Source organism: Pseudoalteromonas sp. P1-9, from assembly GCF_001399975.1.
Classification (GTDB): domain Bacteria; phylum Pseudomonadota; class Gammaproteobacteria; order Enterobacterales; family Alteromonadaceae; genus Pseudoalteromonas.
Window position 1 is genome coordinate 12,067 of record NZ_LKBD01000020.1, and the last position, 24,846, is coordinate 36,912.

The 24,846-nt window shown below is 41.2% G+C and carries 24 protein-coding genes; 11 read left to right on the plus strand and 13 right to left on the minus strand.

Going from position 1 to position 24,846, the window contains the following annotated elements:
• Window positions 1–2 precede the first annotated feature (2 nt).
• The 7 genes from AN214_RS12975 to AN214_RS13005 all read left to right on the plus strand — a co-directional run bounded on the left by AN214_RS12975 (window position 3) and on the right by AN214_RS13005 (window position 7,086).
• Window positions 3–2,372, plus strand: a complete 2,370-nt coding sequence (locus tag AN214_RS12975; RefSeq protein WP_054980104.1) for a heavy metal translocating P-type ATPase — start codon at window positions 3–5, stop codon at window positions 2,370–2,372.
• A gap of 14 nt (window positions 2,373–2,386) precedes the next feature.
• Window positions 2,387–2,557, plus strand: coding sequence for a cbb3-type cytochrome oxidase assembly protein CcoS (gene ccoS / locus AN214_RS12980; RefSeq protein WP_010560219.1), 171 nt, complete (start codon window positions 2,387–2,389; stop codon window positions 2,555–2,557).
• Window positions 2,547–3,209, plus strand: coding sequence for a sulfite exporter TauE/SafE family protein (locus AN214_RS12985; protein ID WP_054980105.1), 663 nt, complete (start codon window positions 2,547–2,549; stop codon window positions 3,207–3,209). The genes ccoS and AN214_RS12985 overlap by 11 nt, the downstream gene beginning before the upstream one ends.
• A gap of 47 nt (window positions 3,210–3,256) precedes the next feature.
• Entirely contained in the window at window positions 3,257–3,988 is a 732-nt protein-coding gene (locus AN214_RS12990; RefSeq protein WP_010560221.1) for an FNR family transcription factor, read from the plus strand.
• Between the two features lie 80 nt (window positions 3,989–4,068).
• A complete protein-coding gene (gene uspE, locus AN214_RS12995) occupies window positions 4,069–4,998 on the plus strand; it encodes a universal stress protein UspE (protein ID WP_054980106.1) in 930 nt (309 codons plus the stop codon).
• A gap of 58 nt (window positions 4,999–5,056) precedes the next feature.
• Window positions 5,057–5,959: a tRNA 2-thiocytidine(32) synthetase TtcA gene (gene ttcA, locus AN214_RS13000; protein WP_054980107.1), complete on the plus strand. Its 903-nt coding sequence runs from the start codon at window positions 5,057–5,059 to the stop codon at window positions 5,957–5,959.
• Between the two features lie 134 nt (window positions 5,960–6,093).
• Window positions 6,094–7,086 (plus strand): ATP-dependent 6-phosphofructokinase, encoded by a 993-nt coding sequence (locus AN214_RS13005; RefSeq protein WP_054980151.1) that lies wholly within the window; start codon window positions 6,094–6,096, stop codon window positions 7,084–7,086.
• Window positions 7,087–7,162: 76 nt separating this feature from the next.
• On the opposite strand, the gene AN214_RS13010 is transcribed toward AN214_RS13005, so the two are convergent.
• The gene (locus AN214_RS13010) at window positions 7,163–7,723 is read right to left on the minus strand and encodes a TetR/AcrR family transcriptional regulator (protein WP_054980108.1); all 561 of its coding nucleotides are present in this window, start codon (window positions 7,721–7,723) and stop codon (window positions 7,163–7,165) included.
• Window positions 7,724–7,836: 113 nt separating this feature from the next.
• Between AN214_RS13010 and AN214_RS13015 the strand changes: the two genes are divergently transcribed.
• Complete coding sequence (locus AN214_RS13015; RefSeq protein WP_054980109.1) at window positions 7,837–8,772, plus strand: NAD(P)-dependent alcohol dehydrogenase; 936 nt, start codon at window positions 7,837–7,839, stop codon at window positions 8,770–8,772.
• Between the two features lie 141 nt (window positions 8,773–8,913).
• Here the strand turns inward: AN214_RS13015 and AN214_RS13020 are convergent, their stop codons facing one another.
• From AN214_RS13020 to AN214_RS13045, 6 genes are all read right to left on the minus strand, one after another.
• Window positions 8,914–9,738, minus strand: a complete 825-nt coding sequence (locus tag AN214_RS13020) for a LytTR family DNA-binding domain-containing protein (protein WP_010560227.1) — start codon at window positions 9,736–9,738, stop codon at window positions 8,914–8,916.
• Between the two features lie 2 nt (window positions 9,739–9,740).
• Entirely contained in the window at window positions 9,741–10,805 is a 1,065-nt protein-coding gene (locus AN214_RS13025) for a sensor histidine kinase (RefSeq protein ID WP_054980152.1), read from the minus strand.
• 421 nt (window positions 10,806–11,226) lie between these two features.
• Window positions 11,227–12,783, minus strand: coding sequence for a SulP family inorganic anion transporter (locus AN214_RS13030; RefSeq protein ID WP_054980110.1), 1,557 nt, complete (start codon window positions 12,781–12,783; stop codon window positions 11,227–11,229).
• Window positions 12,784–12,983: 200 nt separating this feature from the next.
• On the minus strand, window positions 12,984–13,442 hold the full coding sequence (locus tag AN214_RS13035; RefSeq protein ID WP_054980111.1) for an Lrp/AsnC family transcriptional regulator: 459 nt from the start codon (window positions 13,440–13,442) through the stop codon (window positions 12,984–12,986).
• Between the two features lie 78 nt (window positions 13,443–13,520).
• Window positions 13,521–14,165, minus strand: coding sequence for an MBL fold metallo-hydrolase (locus tag AN214_RS13040; protein WP_054980153.1), 645 nt, complete (start codon window positions 14,163–14,165; stop codon window positions 13,521–13,523).
• Between the two features lie 2 nt (window positions 14,166–14,167).
• Window positions 14,168–15,925: a M14 family metallopeptidase gene (locus AN214_RS13045; protein ID WP_054980154.1), complete on the minus strand. Its 1,758-nt coding sequence runs from the start codon at window positions 15,923–15,925 to the stop codon at window positions 14,168–14,170.
• Window positions 15,926–16,031: 106 nt separating this feature from the next.
• On the opposite strand from AN214_RS13045, the gene AN214_RS13050 reads away from it, so the two are divergent.
• Window positions 16,032–16,859 carry an SDR family oxidoreductase gene (locus tag AN214_RS13050; protein ID WP_054980112.1) on the plus strand — a complete coding sequence of 276 codons (828 nt, stop codon included), beginning with the start codon at window positions 16,032–16,034 and terminating at the stop codon, window positions 16,857–16,859.
• A gap of 273 nt (window positions 16,860–17,132) precedes the next feature.
• Here AN214_RS13050 and rplT read toward each other — a convergent pair whose 3' ends face one another.
• From rplT to thrS, 4 genes are all read right to left on the minus strand, one after another.
• Window positions 17,133–17,492 (minus strand): 50S ribosomal protein L20, encoded by a 360-nt coding sequence (gene rplT / locus AN214_RS13055; RefSeq protein WP_054980113.1) that lies wholly within the window; start codon window positions 17,490–17,492, stop codon window positions 17,133–17,135.
• 15 nt (window positions 17,493–17,507) lie between these two features.
• A complete protein-coding gene (gene rpmI / locus AN214_RS13060) occupies window positions 17,508–17,708 on the minus strand; it encodes a 50S ribosomal protein L35 (protein WP_010560234.1) in 201 nt (66 codons plus the stop codon).
• Between the two features lie 171 nt (window positions 17,709–17,879).
• Window positions 17,880–18,422 (minus strand): translation initiation factor IF-3, encoded by a 543-nt coding sequence (infC, locus tag AN214_RS13065; RefSeq protein ID WP_082428570.1) that lies wholly within the window; start codon window positions 18,420–18,422, stop codon window positions 17,880–17,882.
• Between the two features lie 77 nt (window positions 18,423–18,499).
• Complete coding sequence (gene thrS / locus AN214_RS13070; protein WP_054980115.1) at window positions 18,500–20,410, minus strand: threonine--tRNA ligase; 1,911 nt, start codon at window positions 20,408–20,410, stop codon at window positions 18,500–18,502.
• Window positions 20,411–20,642: 232 nt separating this feature from the next.
• Here thrS and AN214_RS13075 point away from each other — a divergent pair, with 232 nt between their 5' ends.
• Both AN214_RS13075 and AN214_RS13080 read left to right on the plus strand, forming a co-directional pair.
• Window positions 20,643–21,563 carry an endonuclease/exonuclease/phosphatase family protein gene (locus AN214_RS13075; protein WP_054980116.1) on the plus strand — a complete coding sequence of 307 codons (921 nt, stop codon included), beginning with the start codon at window positions 20,643–20,645 and terminating at the stop codon, window positions 21,561–21,563.
• A 95-nt stretch (window positions 21,564–21,658) separates the two neighbouring features.
• Entirely contained in the window at window positions 21,659–22,099 is a 441-nt protein-coding gene (locus AN214_RS13080; RefSeq protein ID WP_054980117.1) for a DUF3010 family protein, read from the plus strand.
• A gap of 43 nt (window positions 22,100–22,142) precedes the next feature.
• On the opposite strand, the gene AN214_RS13085 is transcribed toward AN214_RS13080, so the two are convergent.
• Window positions 22,143–23,390: an amidohydrolase family protein gene (locus AN214_RS13085; RefSeq protein WP_054980118.1), complete on the minus strand. Its 1,248-nt coding sequence runs from the start codon at window positions 23,388–23,390 to the stop codon at window positions 22,143–22,145.
• An 11-nt stretch (window positions 23,391–23,401) separates the two neighbouring features.
• On the minus strand, window positions 23,402–24,784 hold the full coding sequence (locus AN214_RS13090; RefSeq protein WP_054980119.1) for an amidohydrolase: 1,383 nt from the start codon (window positions 24,782–24,784) through the stop codon (window positions 23,402–23,404).
• Window positions 24,785–24,846 lie beyond the last annotated feature (62 nt).

Genomic DNA, 24,846 nt, shown 5'->3' on the forward strand with positions numbered 1-24,846 from the left:
CTATGTCTAAAAACTGTTTTCATTGCTTAGAGCCTATTCCAGCAGGTATTTCATTAAGCATTACCTTTGAAAATGACGAAAAGCCGATGTGTTGTTTGGGCTGCCAAGCAGTTGCCGAGGCGATTATCGACCAAGGTATGTCGGATTATTACAAATACCGCACCGACAGCGCAGGTAAAGTTCAAGAACTAGTGCCGGAACAGATAAAAATGTTCCAAAGCTACGATGATGAAGATATTCAGTCAGAATTTCTCACCAAGCAAGGTGATATCGCAGAGATATTGTTGAGTGTCGAAGGCATTAGTTGCGCGGCATGTGCTTGGCTTATTGAAAAACAGTTACTTAATCTAGGTCACGTGGTGCGTGTTGATGTTAATACGTCAACCTATCGCGCCATGGTTAAATGGGATCAGTCAAAACTAAAACTCAGTACCATTATTGAATCATTGGCACGCATTGGTTACCGTGCCTACCCCTTTCAACAAGATCATGAAGAGCAACAAAAGCGACAAACAGCCCAATCCTATGTGCGCAGGTTAGGTGTCGCTGGCCTGATGACCATGCAAGTCATGATGTTCGCTTTTGCCATGTACTTTGGTATGTTCTCAGGCATGGATGAAGGCTTTGAGCAATACTTCCGTTGGATCAGCTTAGTACTTGCCACACCGGTTATTCTCTACTCTGCCCTGCCATTTCTTACGTCAGCTATTCGCGGTTTAAAAGCCAAGCAACTGAATATGGACTTACCGGTATCACTTGCTATTTTTGGCGCGTACGGTGCAAGTTGCTGGGCAACCGTGTTTCAAACTGGCGAAGTGTATTTTGAATCTATCTGCATGTTTACCTTCTTATTATTGTTAGGTAAATATTTAGAATTCCGCGCTCGTTTAAAAGCCTCTGAATTTACTGCCAACTTACAAAAATTGTTACCGCTTACCGCCCGTTTAGTAAATGATGAAGAAGAAATAATTGCAGCAAAGCGTCTTAGATTAAACGACAAAGTGATGATCAAAGCAGGTGAAACAATCCCTGCGGATGGGATTTTAATTGACGGTAAAACGTCTGTTGACGAAGCAATGATGACAGGCGAACATGCCGCCGTTGCTAAAACGGTTGGCGACCAAGTTTATGCCGGTACGGTCAATCACGATGGCGTTATTAGCATTAAAGTTAACCAAATTGGTCAAGACACGCTTATTAATCAGATAGTCCGTCTGCAACATCAAGCGCTCACTTCGCGCCCTAAAATCGCAGAAATTACCGATAAAGTGGCGCAATGGTTTGTCGCATGTTTACTTGTATTTGCATCGATTACAGCTTTTTCTTGGTACCACATCGAACCAGAACATGCGTTTTGGGTGACTATCGCAGTACTTGTAGCTACCTGCCCATGTGCACTGAGTTTAGCTATTCCCACAGCGCTTACCTGTGCTGTTGCCAAACTCACCCAGCAAGGGGTACTTATTAAGCGCTCCCACGTACTCGAAACCCTAACTAAGGTTACAAATATTGCGTTTGATAAAACAGGTACATTAACCGAGGGTAAATTCACCTTACTTGATACCAAATTGTTTGATGACAGCGTGTCATTAGAACAGGTTTACGCACTGGCAAAAACCTTGGAAACCTATTCAGAGCACCCTATTAGTAAAGCCTTTACCGAATTAGATGTGTCACCTGTTGCAATTAGCGATGTTAAAATTGAAACAGGAAAAGGTATCTCTGCAGTATTTCAACAGCAAACGGTTGCTATCGGTAAAGCAAACTGGCATTGCCAAGTAGCAGATACAACGCACGACGTGTTTTTATACCTAAACGAGCGCGTGATCGCGGGCTTTAAATTGCAGGATAAAATTCGCGACCATGCGGCAGATACATTAAGTGCACTCAAAGCTAATAATTTGCAGCTGCAAGTTTTAACGGGTGACCCTTCGCTTGCAGGTAAACAGCTCGTATCAAGCTTAGGTATTGATCATGTAAAAACAGGTTGTAGCCCAAGCGATAAACAAAAAGAGGTTGAGAAACTTTCGCATCAAGGCAAGATTGTTGCTATGGTCGGTGATGGCGTGAATGACAGCCCGGTTTTTAATAGCGCGCATTTGTCAATTGCGATGGCATCGGGCGCAGATATCTCGAAAAATACCGCCGATGTTGTTTTGCTAAACAGCGAACTTAATGGCATCAGTCGATTATTTAATACCGCTAAATTGACTCGCCGAGTGATAAAACAAAACCTTGCTATTTCGCTATGTTACAATGGCTCTATATTACCGCTTGCAGCAATGGGCATGGTTCCTCCATGGGTTGCTGTTATCGGTATGTCGGCAAGTTCACTAATTGTAATCGGTAATTCATTACGTTTACTTAAATAAAGGGGCGCGTAACTGTGAGCATTATTTATGTATTAATTCCCATCGCTATTTTGCTGGTAATTGTTGCAATAGGCGTGTTCTTTTGGGCTGTTCGCAGTGAGCAGTTTAATAACCTTGATAAACAAGCACACAGCATATTATTCGAAGACGATAAAGAGCAGCACAACAAAAGTAATGACAACTAGTCACTTAATATCAGCGCTTGTTATGGGGTTGTTAGGCAGCGGACACTGCTTAGCAATGTGTGGTGGTGTTGCGTCATCATTAACGCTTGCCGTTAAAGACAAAGCACAAATAAAACGCTATACCCTACTCTATAATTTAGGCCGCGTACTAAGCTATTGCATCGCCGGTGCACTGGCCGCTGGCATTAGTCAGCAGTTTGCTTCGCAATCAACCACATTTTCATATGCTTTATCAATATTAAGCGGTGTGTTTATGATTTTGGTTGGGCTATATATTATGCGCCTTACGTTTTCGCTTAATTGGATTGAAAGTTTTGGTAAAGTCGCTATCTGGCAACATTTAGTTAAACTAAACAAACGCTTATTACCGATTAACACAAAAACAAAAGCATTTGCGTATGGTATGTTGTGGGGTTGGTTGCCTTGTGGTTTAGTCTATTCTGCCCTGCTTTTTGCTATATCAACTCAATCAGCAATTCAAGGCGCAGCCTTTATGTTGTTGTTTGCCATTGGCACGTTACCAGCCATGGTGGGACTGGCATTTGCGGCAGAAAAATTTAAGCAAATACTTAATCATACGATGATACGTATGGTGTTTGGTAACATCTTCATTTTCTACGGTTTATACCTTTTGATAATTGCGTTACTATAAGGTTTTAGTATAAATTATTCTGGTATTTCCTTTTCTCTAGGTGTGTCATGGAATTGAACAAAAAATCAGTATCGAAAAACTGCGCAATTAAGTGTCAGGATTGTAGTATCAGCCAGCTGTGTATTCCGGTTTCTCTTAACGCGGAAGAAATGGGCAAATTAGATGACATCATCGAGCGAAAGAAACCGCTGCATAAAGGTGATTACTTATTTGAAGCAGGACAACCGCTTCGTTCTATTTACGCTGTGCGTTCGGGCTCGTTTAAATCATATACCCTAACTGAAAGTGGCGAAGAGCAAATCACTGGCTTTCATTTAGCAGGTGACATTGTTGGCTTTGATGGCATTAGTACGATGAGCCATAAAAGCTACGCACAAGCGATGGAAACAGCCATGGTATGTGAAATTCCATTCACCACATTAGATGACCTTTCAGGTAAATTGCCTAAATTACGTCACCAAGTGATGCGTATGATGAGCAATGAGATCAATTACGACCAAGAAATGTTACTGATGCTCAACAAGAAGACCGCTGAAGAGCGCCTAGCAGCGTTTTTAGCGAATCTTTCTACCCGTTTTGGTGAGCGTGGTTTTAGCAAAAAAGAATTCCGTCTAACCATGACCCGTGGTGAAATTGGCAATTACCTTGGCCTAACTGTTGAAACTATCAGCCGTTTATTGAGCCGCTTTCAAAAAGCCGAGATCATCAAAGTTGAAGGTAAGTTCATTACCATTTTAGATGCTGATGAATTATTCAAAGTCGCTTCTATTAAGTCTTGATCTAAAACAAAATAATCTATTAGAAACCTTTCAAATTAGTATAGATCCAGTACACTGAATTTACAATTTGGGAGGTTTTTATGAATACCATCAAAAAAATTCTTGCGGTTATCGACCCAAGTAAAGATAAGCAAATCGCGCTAAACCGCTCATTCGAGTTGGCTAGAAAGTCCGGCGCTCAAATTACTGCCTTTTTGTCTATTTACGACTTTTCATATGAAATGACAACTATGCTCAGTCGTGAAGAGCGCGATGCCATGCGCGACGCGGTTATCAACGACAGAAAAGAATGGATCACATCTTTAATTAACCAGCATGGCGGTGACATAAAAGTCGATTGCCAAGTAGTTTGGCATAACCGTCCTTTCGAATCCATTATTGAAGCGGTGCTTGAGCAAAACTACGACATGGTTGTAAAAGGCACGCATCAGCATGATACGCTTAAATCCGTTATTTTCACGCCTACCGACTGGCACCTAATTCGTAAGTGCCCTGTGCCTTTGTTACTTGTAAAAGAGCATGATTGGCCAGCAGGCGGACAAATTTTGGCTGCAGTTAATGCATCAAGCGAAGAAGAAACCCATCAAGCACTTAACCATACAATTATGAAAGAAGCCGCTTACCTTGCTGATTTAATTGATGGTAATCTTAACTTAGTCAATGCCTATCCAGGTACGCCGGTTAATATTGCAATTGAAATTCCAGAATTCGACGCGGGCCAATACGCTGAATCAGTAAAAGCGCATCATGTTGCAACTACCCATAAACTTGCTGAGCAATATCAAGTCGAGCCAAGTCATTGCTATATTAACGAAGGCTTACCTGAAGATGTACTGCCACAAGTAGCAAACCAATTAGATGCAGAATTGGTTGTAATGGGCACCGTTGGGCGCACTGGCATTAGCGCAGCACTTATTGGTAACACCGCTGAACATGTAATTGATAGTTTAAATTGCGATGTATTAGCCTTAAAACCACAAGGTTATAAAAGCCCCTTAGATAAGTCTTAACCTCGTTAATATTTTCACCTATAATACGCCCCTTTATTTGTTCTAGGGGCGTATTTGTATGTCGCATTCAGCAGAAGCTAAAGCGAAATATAACCTTAATAAGTTACAGAAACGACTTCGTCGTTTTACTGGTCAAGCAATTGCAGACTTCAATATGATTGAAGATGGCGACCGCATTATGGTGTGCTTATCAGGCGGTAAAGACAGCTATACGCTGCTTGATATTTTGCAAAACCTGCAACGCTCTGCGCCGATTAACTTTGAGCTATTTGCAATCAACCTAGATCAAAAGCAACCTGGTTTCCCTGAACATATTTTACCTGAGTACCTCGAATCTCTGGGTATTGAGTATAAAATCGTCGAAGAAGATACCTACAGCATCGTAAAGGATAAAATTCCTGAAGGTAAAACCACCTGCTCACTGTGTTCACGCTTACGTCGTGGCATTTTATACCGTACAGCAAAAGAAATGGGCGCAACTAAAATCGCACTTGGCCACCACCGTGATGACATGATTGAAACCATGTTCTTGAATATGTTTTATGGTGGTAAATTAAAAGGCATGCCGGCAAAGCTATTAAGCGATGATGGTCAGCACATGGTTATTCGCCCACTTGCCTACTGTAAAGAGAAAGACATTGTAAAATACGCTGAAGCAAAAGAATTCCCAATTATTCCGTGTAACTTATGTGGCTCGCAAGAAAACTTACAGCGTAAGCACATTAAAGCAATGTTGAATGAATGGGATAAAACCCACCCAGGCCGTGTGGAAACCATTTTTACATCAATGCAAAACGTGGTGCCATCGCATTTAGCGGACCCATCAATCTTTAATTTTGTTGAGTTAAATAAAGATTCGCACATTGACGAAGGCGATATCGCCCTTGATAAACCTGATGTACCTGCGGTCCCCGTTGGTTTAGAAATTGACGAACAAGACGTGAACGTTATACAACTCTAATCAATTTGCTACTTATCTCTTTATAAAAGGAAGCGTCGGCTTCCTTTTTTCTTTTTCATATCAAACAACTATTTAATTTAATACTATTTTTTACTAGTATTGGTTTATCAGCCCTCAATATGGCTCGCGTTACTATGTCTAAAAAAATTGCGTTAATTACTTCTGGCGGCGATGCGCCCGGCATGAATGCCGCAATTCGCGCTGTAACATTACAAGCTGAGAAATGTCAGTACCAGGTACTCGGTTTTATCGGCGGTTATAACGGGTTAATTGACAACCATTTTATTATCCTTGATTGCCATAAAGTCGACGATATTATTCGTAAAGGCGGTACCATTTTAAAATCAGCACGCTGCCCTGAAATGCATGAGAATAGCGGCCCTAAACGTGTGGTTGAGACATTAGAAAGCAATAACATCGACGCATTAATCGTGATTGGTGGTGATGGCAGCTTTAAAGGCTGTTTAACCATTAGCGAACTGTGGCAAGGTAATATCATTGGTATTCCAGGCACCATAGATAACGATATTAACGGTACAGATCAAACTATCGGATTTTGGACCGCAGTAGAAACTGCACTCGACAGCATAGATAAAATTCGCGATACCGCTAACGCGTTTGAGCGTATTTTTATTGTTGAAGTAATGGGCCGAAACTGTGGCTTTTTAGCGGTTGAGTCCGCCATAGGTTCTGGTGCCGAACATATTGTTTGCAAAGAAATCATTGAAGATGAAGTTCAGTTTATTGATAACCTCCTCGTCAACATCAATAAAGCCATTCGCAGCCATCGAACCGACAGCTACATTATTGTTATGGCGGAAAATTCGCTTAGCTTTAGTGCGCATGACTTAAGTAAGAAAATCGAACGCTATACCGGTGTAGACAGCAAGGCGGCAATTTTAGGGTATATTCAACGTGGTGGCAGCCCAGTTGCGCCTGACAGAGTACTCGCGACTCAGCTAGGTGTCGCAGCGGTTGAAGCGATAAAAGAGAATAAAAGCAACATTATGGTTGGCATGCTAAATAACACTGCCACCGAAACCGCCTTTAGCGCCACCAGTTACAGCAATACCTATAACCAGAAAATTATCAGACGCCTTAACCAGTTGAACTTTAATTTAGATTAAAATCGATTAGCTTTGGCCTACCAAGTCTTATTCATCGCGCCCAGTAACCACTTTAATTACTGGGCGACACATCTTATTACTTAGTTAAACTACCACGCGCAGCCTCTACTAAAGTACTTGCTATGCTTTCAGTATCAACAGGCATAAATTTACCTGTTATCGAATAACCTTCGACAAATGACACAAGCAGTGCTGCCGACTTTTTAAGCGTGCAATCATCACGACTTAGTGGCCTTAACACATCGCATATAACTGTATACACGGTTTCGTAATAGCGGCGTAAATATTCATTTATCGCGTCATTTCGTGTTGAAATCGCCCAATACTCTCTAAATATTCGACACATATCTGATAATTCTCGAGCGTAATTAAGCTGAGATATTATAAATAAATGTAACTCTTCAAAGCTTTCAAGCGGAGTTTGTTGCTTTAACTGAGTTACGCATTCATCAAAATATTGATCTGCTATCGCCTGAAGCAAGACATTTTTGTTGGTGTAATAATATTGTACGTTACTAAGCGACATTCCTGCTGAGGTCGCCACTTTACGCATCGTCAGGCCCATATCACCTTCACTTTTTAATAGCTGAGTTGCCACCTGCAATATCTTTTTATTCTTGTCGTTTTGTTTAGTCATTACGGGATATCTACCAACTTTAAAATTTTAAATACACCAACCATTGACATTTTAGGTCGACTGACCAAATATAGCAATAGGTCAAATGACCTAATAATTATATAAGGTGAAATATGAAAGGACTTGTCGCTGAAAATAGGCAATTAGTAATTAAACACGATTTGAACATGCCACTGGTTGGTGAAGGAGAAGTACTCGTTCAAGTTAAAAGCACAACGATTAACTTAATCGATTTGGAGTTTGCGAAAGGAAAGTATGATTTGTTTCTTAAATTGGCAAGGAATAACTACACAGTTAAGACGGGAATCGAGTTTTCAGGCCTAGTGGCAACCGATGGTCAAGCATTTAAAAAAGGAGACAGGGTTTTTGGTTATGTCAATCTGCTAAAGAGCGATAAAACCCACCAAGAATTTGTTAGTGTAAACGAGCAATACATTGCAAAAATGCCCTCTACCCTGTCGTTTTCACACGCAGCTGCCCTAGCGCTTGGTGCACTAACAAGTTATGTTGCGCTTAACGAGTTAGTTAATCTCACGAGTAACAGCAAAGTGCTTATAATCGGTGCATCAGGCGGACTTGGCGTATATGCAATTCAAATTACTAAGCGCACTGGTGCAAACGTGACTGCGCTTACTAGCGATAATCATCTGCAATTTTTAAAATCACTTGGCGCCGATGATGTAATCGACTATCACGCTAGCCCTTTAGAATCTTTAAAAGAAAAGTACGACGTTATTTTGGATTTATCCAATACAAAACTATATAAACAAGTAAAACACCTGCTAGTAAGTTACGGGGTCTTTATACCTGCTGAGCCTAACAAACACTTTTTAAGTTTTGTTATGAATGCATTTAGAAAGCAAAAAACCAAATACTTGTACGTGGATAAAGGTGATAGCACAAAATTAACACAAATCGTAAATTGGGTCGCGCAAGGAGAAATTCAAACCTGTGTTGACAGTGAGTTTCTCTTCGAAGACTACCAAAGTGCTATCTCACGTTTTTTACAAAAAGGGCGATGTGGTCGCGTTGTGCTCAATTTCGAATAATGTGGCAATTAGCCGTTGAGAAGTGAAATATAACAATCGCGATTAAATTGCCACAGTGAAAAAGAGGCAACAGCACGTGAATAAAGTATCTGGTGCTCGATATGCGCAACAGATACTTTATGCTAGCAATTTATCAACTTATTAGCTCGCTAATGCGGCTTTTACTTTATCGCGGTAACTGCGGCTTACTTTTAATTCTTGACCGTTTTCTAGTACTAGCAAGTACTCACCACTTACTTGCGTCACTAACTTGTTGATTTGCTTGCTATTTACAATAGCGCTACGGTGTACGCGCACGAACTCTTTTGGATCAAGTTCTGCTTCAAGCTCTTTCATGGTTTTGCGTAAAATATGTGTTTTACCATCAGCACAGTGTAAACACATGTAGTCGCCTGCGGCGTCAACCCATTGAATACTACTCACCTGCACACGAACAATTTCACCCTGCTCTTTTACCGCAATGGACTCTGGGAAACGGGTTTCTTCTAGTTTATCGCCAGCAGCAAGCTTTTTAAGAATTTCTTCACAGTTGTTACCCGTAATACCCGCAACAAAGCTAGCAAGTTTACGTTTATGGCTTGTATCTTCTTGTGATTTTAAATATGTTTGCACTTTTTCTACCGCCTTCTTCAATCTGTTGTCGTCTACTGGTTTAAGAAGGTAGTCTAATGCGTGAATTTCAAATGCTTTCACTGCGTATTGGTCAAATGCAGTAACAAATACAATCGCTGGGATCCCTAACGCCGATTCAGACAGTTGTTTTACAACTTCTAACCCCGACAACCCAGGCATTTGTATATCTAAAAACATTAGATCTACTTGCTGACGTTTACATTCCGCCAACGCTTCTTCACCGTTTTTACAAAGGCCCACTACTTCAATTTGTGGGAAATCTCTTAACCTTATTGATAACCCCTTTCGTGCGAGAGGTTCGTCATCAACAATAAGTGTTTTTATTGTGTTCATGGTTATCCTTTTTCAAACGGTATACGTATATTTACAACAAGACCTTGCGGCTGATTGTTAGATAATACAAATGAATAGTTATGTTCGTAAAGCGTCTTTAAGCGATCTTGCGTATTTGCAAGCCCGACACCTGAACTTTTCACTAATTCACCCTCACTGATATCCGTACCAGGACCGTTATCGGATACTTCTAATAATAATTCGTTAGCAAACACCTGTGCCTTGATTGCGATTGCTCCGCCACTTTCTAAATTGGCGATGGCGTACTTAATTGAGTTTTCAATCAAGGGCTGCAAAATCATACTGGGTACCAGTGCATGTTTTGCTTCCTCGCTTACATCAATTTCAATGCTCAAGCGGTCGTCAAAGCGTACTTTTTCAATATCAAGGTATAGCCCTAGAACATGCAGTTCTTGCTCAAAAGGGACGCGTTTAATCGGATCGGTGTTTAAGGTATAACGTAAAAATTCACTTAACTTAGATACCATCTGGTTAGCGTTTTTGTTCTCTTCTACCAAAATCAACGTCGAAATTGCGTTAAGCGTATTAAATAAGAAATGTGGATTAAGTTGATAACGCAACATTTTTAATTGCGCTTCATGTGCCATGGTATTCGCTTTTAAAGCCTTTTGCTTTTCGCCTTGTAGTAGTTGATAGTATTTAATACCAAAATACAAACCACTCCAACACAGCACAATATAAACTGAATCTAGGCCTTGTTTGAAATAGTAAAACCATTCATCGGGGCGATAACCGTGACGATAAATTTCCCACAAGTTAAATTTTTGAATAACTGACCAAGATGTACCAACAATGTACGAGGCAACAAATACCACAAAAATTAAAAATAGCGGCTTGGCATTCCAAATCTTACGATATAAATAACGCAGAGGGATCGTTAACAAGCATCCTGCATAGGCATTTAGCACAATAACAAATACGTAGATGTCGCGCATTTCGAAAACACGTGAACCAATATAGTTTACAAGGGCATAACCAATCCAGCCGGCTATTTGTAATACCCAAAAAAACTTTTGTCTGTCTTCTACTAGTCTTTGCCAGTTCAAAATTCTTAAATTCATGTATCCTTGATATCTCTTATTATAAGAATGTGGGCCAGAAAGGCACTGACAGCTACCTTGCTTTCCATGCAACTCATCGCAAGGCAGTTGCAATTTGCCATAAAAAAAGCTGGCAGAAGCCAGCTTTCAAGGGTCTGTTGACCTTTCAAGTTCGTTTTTGCAGCAGTTTGATTGGGGTTTATACAAGGCAGAGGCTGCGTGGCATAGTTAGTCTATGTGAGCCAGCCGATAACACAGTAGAAAACCCAATCAAGCGCTGCCGAACGGTTCTTTTGAGCGCACTTTTCTCATTGTTGCTCGATATTCGCTTAGATTGCTAAGCCACACATCGAGCGCCGCGATAAAAGCACGCTCAAAAAGAACAAAAATAGAACAGCAAAGGTCAACAGACCCTAGGGTTTCTAAATTAACCTAATTTATCAGACGCAACTTTATAGGTTGGATCTTCAATTACGTTAACTTCGACTAAGTCTTTTGCGCGAGACAATAATTTTTGACAGTCTTTAGAAACATGACGCAAGTGTAGTTTTTTACCTTGCTTTGCGTAACGCTCAGCAAGACTGTCTATCGCTTCAATGGCGCTGTGATCAGCAACACGGCTGTGCTTAAACTCAACAATCACATCCGCTGGGTCATTTTTAACATCAAATAACTCTAAGAAGTTTTTAACTGAGCCAAAGAATACCGGGCCGTGCAACTCATATACTTTAGAGCCGTTTTCATCGATGTAAGACGTCGTATAAATATGTTTTGCGTGTTCCCAAGCAAACACTAATGCAGACACAATCACACCTACACATACCGCTACGGCAAGGTCTGTTACTACAGTAACACCCGATACTAACACAATCACAAACGCGTCTGTCTTAGGCACCTTTTTCATAATACGCAAGCTTGACCATTCAAATGTGCCAAGTACTACCATAAACATTACGCCGACAAGCGCTGCAAGCGGGATCATTTCAATTAGGCTGGCTGCAAACAAAATAAACATCAGTAGCATAACTGCTGCTGTAATACCTGATAGACGTGAGCGACCACCTGAGTTAATGTTGATCATTGACTGACCAATCATCGCACAACCCCCCATCGCACCAAAGAAACCACATGTTACGTTTGCTGCACCTTGGCCAATACATTCTTGGTTACCGTTACCACGTGTTTCAGTAATTTCGTCAATTAAGGTCAGCGTTAATAGCGACTCAATTAAACCAATTGCCGCAAGTACTAAGGCGTACGGTAAAATAATCGACAGGGTTTCGAGTGTCATAGGCACATTTGGAATATGGAATTCAGGTAAGCCGCCTGCCATCGTCGCGTTTACGTCACCTGTCATATCTTTTAAGAAATCAACAACTGTACGTGCTTCTAAATCTAAACCAAGCACCAAACCAGTTACGACAACAATTGCCGCAAGTGATGAAGGAATTGCAGATGTGAGTTTTGGTAAGAAATGAATAATCGCCATGGTTAATGCAACAAGGCCCGCCATAATAAACATTGGCTCACCAGTCATCCATTGCATCTCACCATTAGCATCAGGCGCTTTAAATTGCCCGAGCTGTGCTAAGAAAATCACAATCGCTAAACCGTTAACAAACCCGAGCATTACTGGATGCGGTACCATGCGGATAAACTTACCAAGCTTCAGTACACCAGCTAGGATCTGTAAAATCCCCATCAAGAGTACTGTTGCAAATAAATACTCTACACCGTGGGTCACAACTAGGCTTACCATAACAACTGCAAGTGCACCCGTTGCACCTGAAATCATACCTGGGCGACCACCAAAAACAGCAGTAATTAGACCAACAATAAATGCTGCATACAAGCCAACCAAAGGTTCTACGTGCGCAACAAATGCGAAAGCCACCGCTTCTGGCACAAGGGCTAGTGCGACGGTTAAACCAGACAGAATATCGTTCTTTGCCGATTTAGGGGCTCTAGATAATAAGTTAAACATGGATCTCCCATTGAGTAGCACAACATTGAGCAAAACTTGCTGTAATGCGTTTATTTTAGTCTATTTTGAGGGCGCGAAGTTTAGCAGAATCGACGATTTATAACAATTTATTAAATTTCACAAAAAAAAACCGCCTAAAGGCGGTTTAAATATAAATGTCGTTAACTATGAGCCCCGTTGTAGTGCTCAATAACTCGAAATTATAAAGGCAACGAAGTTGAGCGTTTTACGCAGGTCATGGTTACGTTCGAGTGTACTTCTTGAACGTAATCTAAACTGAGTAATTTATCACGCACAAACTGCTCATAGCCTTCAATGCCTTTTGAAATAATACGAAGCATAAAGTCCATGGTGCCTGCCATGGTGTAACACTCAGTTACTTCATCATAACTTTGAATAAGTTCTTCAAATTCAGCTAGCTGTGTGCGACCATGGCTAGACAGGCGCACATGCGCGTAAACCAACATATCAAAACCGAGTTTTTTCGGCTCTAAAATCGCTACCTTGCCTTTAATGTACCCTTCTTGTTCTAAACGAGAAATACGACGCCAACAAGGAGACTGTGATAGCCCTACTTTGTCAGCAATCTCTGCCGTTGATAAGCTCGCGTCTTTTTGAATCAATGCGAGTATTTGACGATCTACTTGGTTTAATGACATAGCTTATTCTTAAATTTACACATTAATGGTTAAATAATACTATACAATAGTCTTTGCGTCTGCTGATTTATTAATAATTTAGCCAAAGCGACCACTGGTAAATGGGTTGGTGCGTTTTTCATGACCTACAGTTGTGGTTGGTCCATGACCTGGGTAAACCGTATAATCCTCTGGCAGCGAATAAATCTGTGATTCAATCGACTGCTTTAGCTGCTGTGCATTGCCACCTGGAAAATCAGTGCGCCCTACCGAACCGTTAAACAAAACATCACCAACGAATATCCGTTTAGAGTCATGTTCAATAAAAATAACGTGACCTGGCGTATGCCCCGGGGTAAAGCGCACTTCTAGGGTGATTTCACCAAATGAAAAGGTATCACCTTCCCCTAGCCAGGTATTAGGGGTAAACACCTCAGCAAGCGGAAAGTTAAACATTTCACTTTGTCGTGGCAATGCATCTAGCCAAAACTTATCGCCTAAATGAGGACCAACAATGTCAACATCGTAGGTTTCGGCCAATTGCTTCGCAGCACCAACATGATCTAAATGACCATGTGTTAATAAAATCGCTTTTAGTGAGGCATTTGCACTATTAATTGCCGCGATTAACTTTTCAATATCTCCACCGGGATCAATAATCGCAGCGTGTTTAGTTGTTTTACACACTAATAAATTAGCATTTTGTGCAAACGGCGTAACAGGATTTGTAAAAACGTCTAACATAATCACTCATACTCAATTAAAACGGGATAATTTAAGTAGCCACCATCATAAAACGGGGTTTTACTGTACAGCCACGCTAAACGTTTTTGCGCACTGTTTTTAAACTCACTATCGCTGTCTAGCTTTTCGTCAAACGCGCGCTTTAATTCAGGGTCATTTGCCAGCATTTTTTCTGCAAACGGCAATAACGCATAGTTTTCTGAATATTCAGTGCGTTGAAAGATACTATTAAAAAAGCCCCACTTAAAGAACGAGTCTTCCGCTTCCGGTTGCAGTAAATGCACCGCCAATTTACCATTTGGCTGCGCGGTACTTATTTTGTAATAGCTACTTAAATCAACTTTCGCGGCATTTGAATAATCAAATTGACCCGATACCTGCAGTCTGCTTTCAAATGGTGTTGATGCAAAAGTGTGATCGGTAACCGTAATTGCCTTTAAGTTATTTACAACACCATAGGCACGCTCAAGCTTAATGCCATGTTGCTGTAATTTAGCTGCGATATTACTCCACGCTTTTGGTAAATAATATGCGGCAGGCACTTTCACTTTTTCAACCACCTCTTTGCGCCAAAAAACCGGTAACCCTTTGTACGTTTTTGCTTTACCGGTGTAACGCACTTCTTGTTGAGCGCTTAATTCGCTGAAGTACTTTTCATATTCAATACCCAAAAAGTCAATATTTACCGGCACCTTGCTATAACTACGGGCAACGACTAATTCACGCGGCATAAAGTCTTTTTCAATTTTCACAGTGCGGCGTAACTTGCTCAAATTATTTGAAACGGCGTCAATCACACCATCTAAAAATACATAAGTGCCAAGTACACGTTGTTTGTATGGTTTTAATGAATGATTCTCTAATAAAATGGTTGGTAAATTAGTAATATCACCCCAGCCATTAGAATAGCGCGGCGTTGCAACCCAACCTGCTAACCCTTCGCTCATTTCACGCTTATTCATAACAAACACCAGTGGGCCTGGAATATGGCCAAAACGTGACAACTTAGCGTCAATTACAGGATTGATTTTATCTTCAATAAACGTGGCAATTTTTGGCGATTCTGAGGCAAAACTTGGTGTTGAGCCGTAGGTAATATCATACTGATAATCCGCACCATCAGTTACATGCATATCGACATACATATCCGGTTGATACTGATTAATCACTCGCATCACCGCCTGAACGCCAGGGGTTTCAAGTTTAGTATAATCTCGGTTGAGATTTAAATTGCGACCATTAGTACGAAACCCCATGACCTCAGGGCCACGCTGATTAATGCGGTTAAAGCGGCTCGCATTTTCATGTCCATCGACATTTAAAATAGGAATAAACAGTAAATTTACGCGTTTTAAAATATCATTTCGCTGCCCTTGAGCAATATCGCGAAGCAACATAAAGGTGGCATCTTTGCCATCTATTTCACCAGAGTGAATACCTGCTTGTAGCAAAATAGTTGCTTTATTCTTATCGATTTGACCAGTTTCACTGGCGATAAGCATTTTTATTGCGCGACCAGCATCACTGGTACCAATCGACTCGATTTTAAACTGCTTACTATTTGCCTCAACCAGTTTATCGAGATACACCATGGTATCGTGATAATTGGGGGACTCGATACCACCTGAACGTTCAAATTGTGTTGCCAGTGGATTGGTTGGTTGTAATAGGCGTTCACTTTGCCCTTGCCACGCTGTAAGTGGCGGTAAGTGGTCAACTGCAGAAAGGCTCGCAGTCAGTAATAAAGCGTTTAAAAACATGCGTGTTATTTCTTTATAATAATTTGGCTTTACGGTAATCAAATTAACTTGAATTTGCAATTGAACGCGTTAAGGTAGAGCCAATTATTCTTTAAAATCAGAACATATGACTAAAACAGTACTAATAACAGGTAGTTCAAGTGGCATTGGCTATTACTGTGCAAAAGCACTCGTTGAATGCGGCTATAAGGTCGTCGCAAGTTGCCGTAAATTAGAAGACGTTGCGCGCCTACAACAAGAAGGTATTCACAGTGTCCAACTTGACCTCGCGAATGAAGCCAGTATTGAGAGTGGTTATCGCCAAGCGCTCGATATTCTTGGTCATATTGATGTGCTATTTAATAACGGTGCATATGGCCAACCGGGCGCAGTAGAAGACTTGCCAACACATGCACTGAAAACCCAATTTGAAACAAACGTATTTGGCTGGCACCATTTAACCTGCCTTGCCATAAAACATATGCGTGAGCGTGGCCAAGGTCGCATTATTCAAAACTCGTCTGTGCTAGGTTTAGTGACTTTACCCTATCGTGGTGCCTATAACGCCAGTAAATTTGCACTAGAAGGCTTAACTGACACACTACGCCAAGAGCTATCAGATACCAATATTCAGGTTAGTTTAATTGAGCCTGGGCCAATTGAATCGAAATTTAGAGACAACGCATTAGCCGCATTTTTTAGTGCTAATATCGATGCTGAAAACAGCCCACACCATGAAAACTATTTAAAACAACAGGCACGTCTTGAAGTAAAAGGTAAAGCGCAACCATTTACACTTGGCCCAGAAGCTGTTTATAAAAAACTGTTACATGCCATTGAAGCAAAACGGGCAAAACCACGCTACTACGTGACCTTCCCTACATATCTATTTGGCTATTTAAAACGTATCTTATCGACCCGCTTAATGGACAGCATTTTAACCAAGTCGAGATAGGTGTCGGGGTTCAGGGTTCAGGGTTCAGGGTTCAGGCGAATTGTAACCACAATAATATCGGGAATATTATTGAACAGTAATACTGGCCCAGAGGGTGTAAGGCAGGATGCCTGAAGTAACCGAAGTCTTGCAGTGCAATGAGGTGAGGTCAAGGATGACCGATGTAACCCAGCTTCATGGACGAATTGCTAAAAACAATTCCTCATCAAGAACTAAGCATTAAAAAAGGGAGCATAAGCTCCCTTTAAATCTGTAAAGCGTTTTAATCAAAGATTAAGCAGCTAGACCTTCTTTTGCTTTAGCAACTAGTGCTGCGAAAGCTACTTGGTCGTATACAGCGATATCTGCAAGGATCTTACGATCGATTTCAACAGATGACCTCTTAAGACCGTTAATGAAACGGCTGTAAGATAGACCGTTCTGACGTGCTGCCGCGTTGATACGTGCAATCCATAATTGACGGAAAGTACGTTTCTTAGCGCGACGGTCGCGGTAAGCGTATTGACCTGCTTTAGTTACTGCTTGGAACGCTACGCGATAAACACGTGAACGTGCTCCGTAGTAACCTTTAGCTTGCTTTAAAACTTTCTTGTGACGTGCACGTGCGATAACACCGCGTTTAACTCTTGCCATGACTAAAAACCCCTATTAAGCGAATGGTAACATACGGTTGATAAGGCCGATATCGTTCTTATGAACCATAGCCTTAGGACGTAAGTGAAGCTTACGCTTAGAAGATTTCTTAGTCAGAATGTGACGTAAGTGCGCTTGTTTACGCTTGAAACCGCCTGAAGCAGTCTTTTTGAAGCGCTTTGCAGCACCTCTGTGGCTTTTTAATTTATAGCCCATTGCAATAACTCCAATTGATATTGCTTTAATATTCAGCAAGTAGGCGGAATTTACATTCACTTTGCAGGCCTAACTTACTACCAATTACCGGTGGAAATAAATTTCACTTTAACCGGCTAAACAAGGTGGAGGCTAAAAGCCTCTCTTTATACCTAGTTTATCTTTGCACCATTACTTTTTAGCAATTGGTGATAACATCATAATCATTTGACGGCCTTCCACTTTTCTAGGGAAAGACTCAACTTGAGCGATGTCTTGTAAATCGTCTTTAATGCGGTTTAATAAATCAATACCGATTTCTTGGTGCGCCATTTCACGACCACGGAAACGAATAGTAACTTTTGCTTTATCGCCCGCTTCTAAGAACTTAGTTAAATTGCGTAATTTAACTTGATAATCACCGATGTCAGTACCTGGACGGAATTTAATTTCCTTAATCTGGATCTGCTTCTGCTTTTTCTTTTGTTCTTTTTGTGCCTTGCTTTTCTCAAAGATGAACTTACCGAAATCCATCACTTTACAAACAGGTGGCTCTGCATTTGGGCTAATTTCAACTAAATCAACACCAGCTGCATCGGCTTTGTCAAATGCTTCTTGCAAGCTAACTACACCTAATGGCTCACCATCAAAGCCAACTAAACGGACTTCTTTTGCTGTAATTTCTTCGTTGATACGATTTTTTTGAGCCGCTGGGCCCTTTTTTCCGCCTCTAATGGTTCATTCCTCCACGAAATACCAAGTTTAAAAACAAGGTGCGTAATGTACATTATTTATACACACCTTGCACTATTTTATTTTCTATTTTTAACTTCTTCAGCAAGCTTAGCAATAAAGTCATCAACTGATAACTTGCCAAGGTCTTCACCAGTACGTGTTCTAACTGCTAGTTCTTGTTGTTCTACTTCTTTATCACCAACAACTAGTAAATACGGAATACGCTTTAAAGTATGCTCACGAATTTTAAAGCCTATCTTCTCATTTCTCAAGTCAGCACAGGCTCTAAATCCAAGATTATTCAATTTTTCTACAACTTCTGTCACATATTCAGACTGTTTATCGGTAATATTCATTACCACAACCTGTTTTGGTGCTAACCAAGTTGGGAATAATCCCGCATATTCTTCAGTTAGAATTCCGATGAAACGCTCAATTGAACCTAAAATCGCACGGTGGATCATTACTGGCGTTTTACGTTCGTTATTTTCTGCAACATAAGTTGCACCTAAACGACCTGGTAATGCAAAGTCTAACTGAACCGTACCACATTGCCACGCACGCTCTAAACAGTCGTATAATGTGAATTCAATTTTCGGACCGTAGAATGCACCTTCACCTGGTAGGTATTCAAACGCAATACCATTTGCATCAAGTGCATCAGCCAGTGCTTTTTCTGACTTGTCCCACATTTCGTCTTCACCAATGCGTTTTTCCGGACGCGTTGAAAGTTTTACAACGATTTTTTCAAAGCCGAATGTTTCGTATGTGTCGTATACCATCTTGATACACGATGATACTTCTTCCATCACCTGCTCTTCTGTACAGAATACGTGCGCATCGTCTTGCGTAAAGCCACGTACACGCATTAGGCCATGTAGTGCACCCGATGGTTCGTTACGGTGACAACAACCAAATTCAGCCATACGAAGTGGTAAATCACGGTATGATTTTAACCCTTGGTTAAAGATCTGAACATGGCCTGGGCAGTTCATTGGCTTAATTGCATATTCGCGCTTTTCAGATTCAGTGGTAAACATCGCATCGCCATATTTATCCCAGTGACCTGATTTTTCCCAAAGTACACGGTCCATCATTAATGGGCCTTTAACTTCTTCGTACTTATATTCACGCAGTTTCTCACGCACAAAGTCTTCTAGTTCGCGGTAAATGCTCCAGCCGTCATTGTGCCAGAACACCATGCCTGGCGCTTCTTCTTGCCAATGCCATAAATCAAGTGCTTTACCAATTTTACGGTGATCACGTTTTTCTGCTTCTTCAAGACGCTTTAAGTACGCTTTTAATTGTTTTTTATCTGCCCACGCTGTGCCATAAACACGTTGTAGCATTTTGTTGTCTGAATCACCGCGCCAGTATGCACCTGCCACTTTCATAATTTTAAAGTGCTGACAGAACTTCATATTAGGTACGTGTGGACCACGACACATATCAATGTATTCTTCATGGTGGTATAGACCCGGTGTGTCATCACGGCTGATGTTTTCGTCTAAGATTTCCATCTTGTACGTTTCACCACGTGCTTCAAATGCATCGCGTGCTTCTTGCCAAGTAACAACCTTTTTAACAACGTCGTAATTTGTTTTCGCAAGTTCTAACATACGCTTTTCTAGTTTTTCTAGATCTTCCGCTGTTAATGAGTGCTCCATATCGATGTCGTAGTAAAAACCGTTGTCGATTGTTGGACCAATCGCCATTTTAACATCAGGGTAAAGCTGCTTAATTGCATGACCTAACAGGTGAGCACATGAGTGACGGATAATTTCTAAACCATCGTCATCTTTTGCGGTAATGATTTCCAGCTGGCTGTCTTCGGTAATTAGCTGGCATGCATCTACGCGCTCACCGTTAATGCGACCAGCGATGGTTGCTTTAGCTAAGCCAGGGCCGATGTCTAGTGCAACGTCTAATACAGAAACAGGGTTATCAAATGCTCGTTGTGAGCCATCTGGAAGAGTAATAATTGGCATGTTTTGTCCTTGCTACAGTGGTGATGCCTACAATGCATCACATGCAGTTAATAAATTGAGTCCAGCATTCAAAACACTTTTACAATAAGTGTGGTTACTTAAATACTCGGCTCATGAAAGTAAAACAGTTATTTTAACTAGCAAATTATGAATTACAAGGAGAAACCGAGCCGATTGACTAATTTTCCAAATCACACATACTTAGAGGTAATCAGCAAGCGAAGTAAAGACAATGTCACTGACCATAGCCTCTCTAAATTTATGCAATTACTGCAAGCCACCTTACAGCTTTTATGATTTCGAATCGACCTACACTAAAGCGCAATGGCAACAAAAAGAAGCATGGCTGAGTCAGTTGTTATTAAACACCCGCCCTGATGTCATTTGTTTTCAAGAAGTGTTCTCAGTATGCGCATTAACTGAACTCAGCGCCCAATGCGAGCTTCCCCACTTTGCGATTTGCGATGAACCTGCGCTCGATGAACACAATCCTTATTTATATAAGCGTCCAATTGTTTTAATTGCATCGCGATTTCCAATTACCAATGTCAGGCGTATTGATGTGCCGCCGTTTTTAAAAATGTCGGCACTATCACGTGAAATTATTAATTGTGAAATCACTCATCCTGAATATGGTCACATTCGCTTATACGGCACACATTTAAAATCAAAGCGCGCTACCGATATCGCCGACGAACTGCCTAATGCAGACGAAATCTCGCCTGTCGCAATTGCCCATATTGGCCGAATACTATCTGATAAACAACGTGCAGATGAAGCCATGGCACTATATTTTGATTTTATTAGCCAACAACTTAAACACCCACTTCCCAGTTTTATTATGGGAGATTTTAATCAACAAGCGGTGCAATCGAACTTAGCATTTTTTACCGAAGAAACTGAATTTAAACAAGACTTAGATGGCGATTTGAAACTACTCGACAGCTTCTATTTGAGCCAATTACAAACCCGTAAGCCGACTCACTATTATTATGGCAAAGGCAGCGTGCTCGACTACATCGTTTGCCCTGAATCGATTTTAAGTGAACTTAATTTGAATACACTTGATTTCAAGGTGCAAGACGAGCACATCAGCCAAGACGAAATCAACGTAACAACCGATCATGCAATGGTCTGTATTACCCTTTCCTAACAACGCCCTTAATCATCGTAATTTATCTGAACACACTAATGTTATTTATAAGGCCTGTGGTAAACTAACGAAAATTTTTAGTTAGGAATGCCCCAATGAGAACATGTGGTGTTGAAATTAAAGGCTCTGAAGCCTTAATTTGTGTATTAGCAAAAGACAACGACGTATTTGATATTCGTGATGTGCGTCAAACCCGTTTTGTATTACCAAAAAGCGATGATGCAGAAGGTATCCGTAAATTTCAGTTTGATTTTGCAAAACTAATGCAAGATTACCAAGTTGATAGCATTGCCATCAAAGAGCGCCAACAAAAAGGTAAATTTGCAGGTAGCCCACAAGGCTTTAAAATTGAAGCAGCACTGCAACTAATTGACGGTATACGTGTGGTATTACTAAACCCAACGGCAATGAAAGAACAGCTGAAGAAAAACCCGCTGCCAATTGACTTTGAAGATACCGGCCTTAAAAAGTTTCAAGAAACAGCATTTGTTACAGCCTACATAGACCTAACACACCGTACTTATAATAAAGCTTGAGTAAAAAAGGCGCCAATTGGCGCCTTTTTAAATGTGCTTGTGTTTACTTAGTGTAAGCTCGTGGCATATTGGTTTCAGCCATATAGCGGTCACGTAATTTATCGTGACGCGCCTCAGTCGATACTTCAATACCATTAATCATCACTTTTTCAAGTGTAGTGCTGAATTCGAATGGGTCTGCCGACCATACCGCTAAATCTGCCGCCTTGCCAACTTCAATGCTACCTGCATCTTCAATATTAAAGATGTCAGCAACATTACTCGTAATTGCTTTTAAAGCGCCTTCTCGGCTCATGCCATTGGCAATTGCATTACCTGCATCATAACGCAGTTGATACACATTGTGGCTGCTATCACCTGCAATGGTAAGTGCCACCAGCACGCCGGCTTTTTCTAACTCGCCTGCAGTCTCAAGTGACGCATTTAACGAATCAAAATCACCCGGTAAATTCGCCATCGCACTTAAAATAACCGGTACCTTAGCTGCTGCCAGTTCTGCTTTGATTGGCAATGCATCTTCCGCGCCTGAAATCACTAAATCGATACCAAAGCGCTCTTTTACTTTAATTAGCTCAAGCATGTCTTGTGCACGTGACACACGCACCACAACAGGTTTTTCGCCGTTTAATGCCGCTGTTAATAGCTTTTCTTTTTTAGAAAGCTCGGCTTTATCATCTTTTTTGTCAGACTTTTTTGCTTTCGCAATTTTCGTTTGCTGCTCTTCTAGCGTATCGATAAATTCGCTTAAAGACGCTGCACGTGAACCATCTTTAGTGCCGCCTAAATTAACAATAATGGCATTTTGGCTATCAACCACACTCGTTCCAAACTCGCCGCTTAAATTAACCGTTGAGCTTAAACCAACAAATGGACTTTCACCCCAGCTTGGCGCAATAACATCACGAGTGATCCCGCCTTTACGTGCATACGCAATCAGTGTTGATTTTGGGTTAAACGCAAGTGATGGATCAAAGGTAATACCACCTTTTTTCTCGTTGCCATCACGCGATGAAGCAACGGCGCCAACTTCAACTAAACCAAGTTGGTTCATGCTGCCAATAAAACCAGGCGTTACAATTTTACCTTGTGCATCAATAATCACATCTGCGGTTGCTGCGTCAGTAGTAATGGCTTTGATTTTGCCGTCTTCAATGATCACACTACCATTTTTAATAACACCTTGCTCAGATGCAGTATGGATTTGTGCGTTAATAATTGCAGTTGTTTGCGCCATTGCGCCTGCTGAACTTAACACCGCTGCAGCAAGTAAGGTCTGTTTAAATAATTTCATCACTGTATTCCTTATTGCTGGCCTAACATAAAGTCGCTTTTCGCTTGGTATTTATCATCGTTGCGGTCATATACTTTTGCGCCGTCGATAAATACTTGCTCTGCCTGTGCATAAACACTAAAAGGACTTTGATTCCAAATAACAACATCCGCTTGCTTGCCCGCTTCTAGGCTACCCACTTTATCTTCAACACCCAGCGATTTCGCGGCATTTTGCGTGATCCAACGGATTGCATGCTCTTCTTTAATATCAAAACCATTTTCATTAGCGCGGTACATTACTTTTGCCGCTTCTTGGTTTAGACGCTGAATTGTTGTGTCTGAATCTGAGTGAACGATGGCACATGAATTTTTAACCGCATCAACAATGGCAATGTTTTCTTGCACCATGTCGTAAGCTTCCATCTTAAAGCCCCACCAATCAGGCCAAAGTGCAGCACAGCTGCCGTTATCTGCTAGTAAGTCTGCGATTTTGTATGCTTCAATACCGTGGTGGAAAGTACCTGCGTGGTAACCGAACTCTTCCGATAGGTCAATCATCATCGCCATTTCTTCTGCTTTGTAGCAGTGGTTATGGATCATGATCTCGCCATCTAACACGCCACGTAGCGTATCTAGTTTAATATCACGCTCAGGTGCATCGACGGTTAAGCCTAACTTATGCTCGCGATCGTATTTTTCCCACGCAAGTTTGTATTCTGTCGCTTCAGCCCATGCGCTGCGATAGCCAGCCATGTTACCCATACGTGTTGCTGGTGACTCTTTGCGGCTACCATATACGCGTTTCGGGTTCTCACCACATGCCATTTTTAAACCATAAGGTGCATCTGGGAATTTCATTGCTTGCATGGTGTGCGCTGGCACGTTTTTAAGCGTTACGCCGCGACCGCCAAATAAATTAGCTGAGCCTGGTAAAATTTGCAGTGATGTAATACCACCAGCACGGGCAGTATTAAAACCAGGATCTTGTGGCCAGATTGAGTGTTCAACCCATACGTAAGCGGTATTCGGGCTAGTCATTTCATTGCCGTCTTGGTGCGATTCAACCGACGGGCTTGGGTATGCACCTAAATGCGAGTGCACATCAATAATACCCGGAGTAACCCACTTGCCGTTAGCGTCAATTACGCGTGCACTTGCATGACTTAAATTTTCGCCTACTTTTGAAATTTGGCCATTTAAGATCAATACATCTGCATTATCAAGACGTTCGCCAGTACCAGTTAATACGGTAGCATTCTTAATCAGTAATTCTGTACTTTCATAAGGTTGATAAGTACTCGGGTATGGATTTTTGTTAATTGAAACGTGCTCACCTTGTGGTGCTTGTTTAATACAAGCTGCCAGCCCCAGTGACATAGCAACAACTAACGCAGAAGGGATAAATCTTTGCATTATTGTTATTCTCCGAAAAAATACTGCTCAAATGTAGCGAATAAAAGCCGCAATTGCACATT

Coding starts and splice junctions, on each gene's coding strand:
- AN214_RS13035 (WP_054980111.1), bottom strand. CDS start 13,442: ATGTCATTAAACCAAGTAGATCGTCAAATACTCGCATTGATTCAAAAA.
- AN214_RS12985 (WP_054980105.1), top strand. CDS start 2,547: ATGACAACTAGTCACTTAATATCAGCGCTTGTTATGGGGTTGTTAGGC.
- AN214_RS13090 (WP_054980119.1), bottom strand. CDS start 24,784: ATGCAAAGATTTATCCCTTCTGCGTTAGTTGTTGCTATGTCACTGGGG.
- uspE (WP_054980106.1), top strand. CDS start 4,069: ATGAATACCATCAAAAAAATTCTTGCGGTTATCGACCCAAGTAAAGAT.
- AN214_RS13020 (WP_010560227.1), bottom strand. CDS start 9,738: ATGAACACAATAAAAACACTTATTGTTGATGACGAACCTCTCGCACGA.
- AN214_RS13010 (WP_054980108.1), bottom strand. CDS start 7,723: ATGACTAAACAAAACGACAAGAATAAAAAGATATTGCAGGTGGCAACT.
- AN214_RS13050 (WP_054980112.1), top strand. CDS start 16,032: ATGACTAAAACAGTACTAATAACAGGTAGTTCAAGTGGCATTGGCTAT.
- AN214_RS13040 (WP_054980153.1), bottom strand. CDS start 14,165: ATGTTAGACGTTTTTACAAATCCTGTTACGCCGTTTGCACAAAATGCT.
- AN214_RS13030 (WP_054980110.1), bottom strand. CDS start 12,783: ATGTTTAACTTATTATCTAGAGCCCCTAAATCGGCAAAGAACGATATT.
- thrS (WP_054980115.1), bottom strand. CDS start 20,410: ATGCCAATTATTACTCTTCCAGATGGCTCACAACGAGCATTTGATAAC.
- rplT (WP_054980113.1), bottom strand. CDS start 17,492: ATGGCAAGAGTTAAACGCGGTGTTATCGCACGTGCACGTCACAAGAAA.
- ttcA (WP_054980107.1), top strand. CDS start 5,057: ATGTCGCATTCAGCAGAAGCTAAAGCGAAATATAACCTTAATAAGTTA.
- AN214_RS13005 (WP_054980151.1), top strand. CDS start 6,094: ATGTCTAAAAAAATTGCGTTAATTACTTCTGGCGGCGATGCGCCCGGC.
- rpmI (WP_010560234.1), bottom strand. CDS start 17,708: ATGGGCTATAAATTAAAAAGCCACAGAGGTGCTGCAAAGCGCTTCAAA.
- AN214_RS13075 (WP_054980116.1), top strand. CDS start 20,643: ATGTCACTGACCATAGCCTCTCTAAATTTATGCAATTACTGCAAGCCA.
- AN214_RS12975 (WP_054980104.1), top strand. CDS start 3: ATGTCTAAAAACTGTTTTCATTGCTTAGAGCCTATTCCAGCAGGTATT.
- AN214_RS12990 (WP_010560221.1), top strand. CDS start 3,257: ATGGAATTGAACAAAAAATCAGTATCGAAAAACTGCGCAATTAAGTGT.
- AN214_RS13085 (WP_054980118.1), bottom strand. CDS start 23,390: ATGAAATTATTTAAACAGACCTTACTTGCTGCAGCGGTGTTAAGTTCA.
- AN214_RS13015 (WP_054980109.1), top strand. CDS start 7,837: ATGAAAGGACTTGTCGCTGAAAATAGGCAATTAGTAATTAAACACGAT.
- AN214_RS13080 (WP_054980117.1), top strand. CDS start 21,659: ATGAGAACATGTGGTGTTGAAATTAAAGGCTCTGAAGCCTTAATTTGT.
- AN214_RS13045 (WP_054980154.1), bottom strand. CDS start 15,925: ATGTTTTTAAACGCTTTATTACTGACTGCGAGCCTTTCTGCAGTTGAC.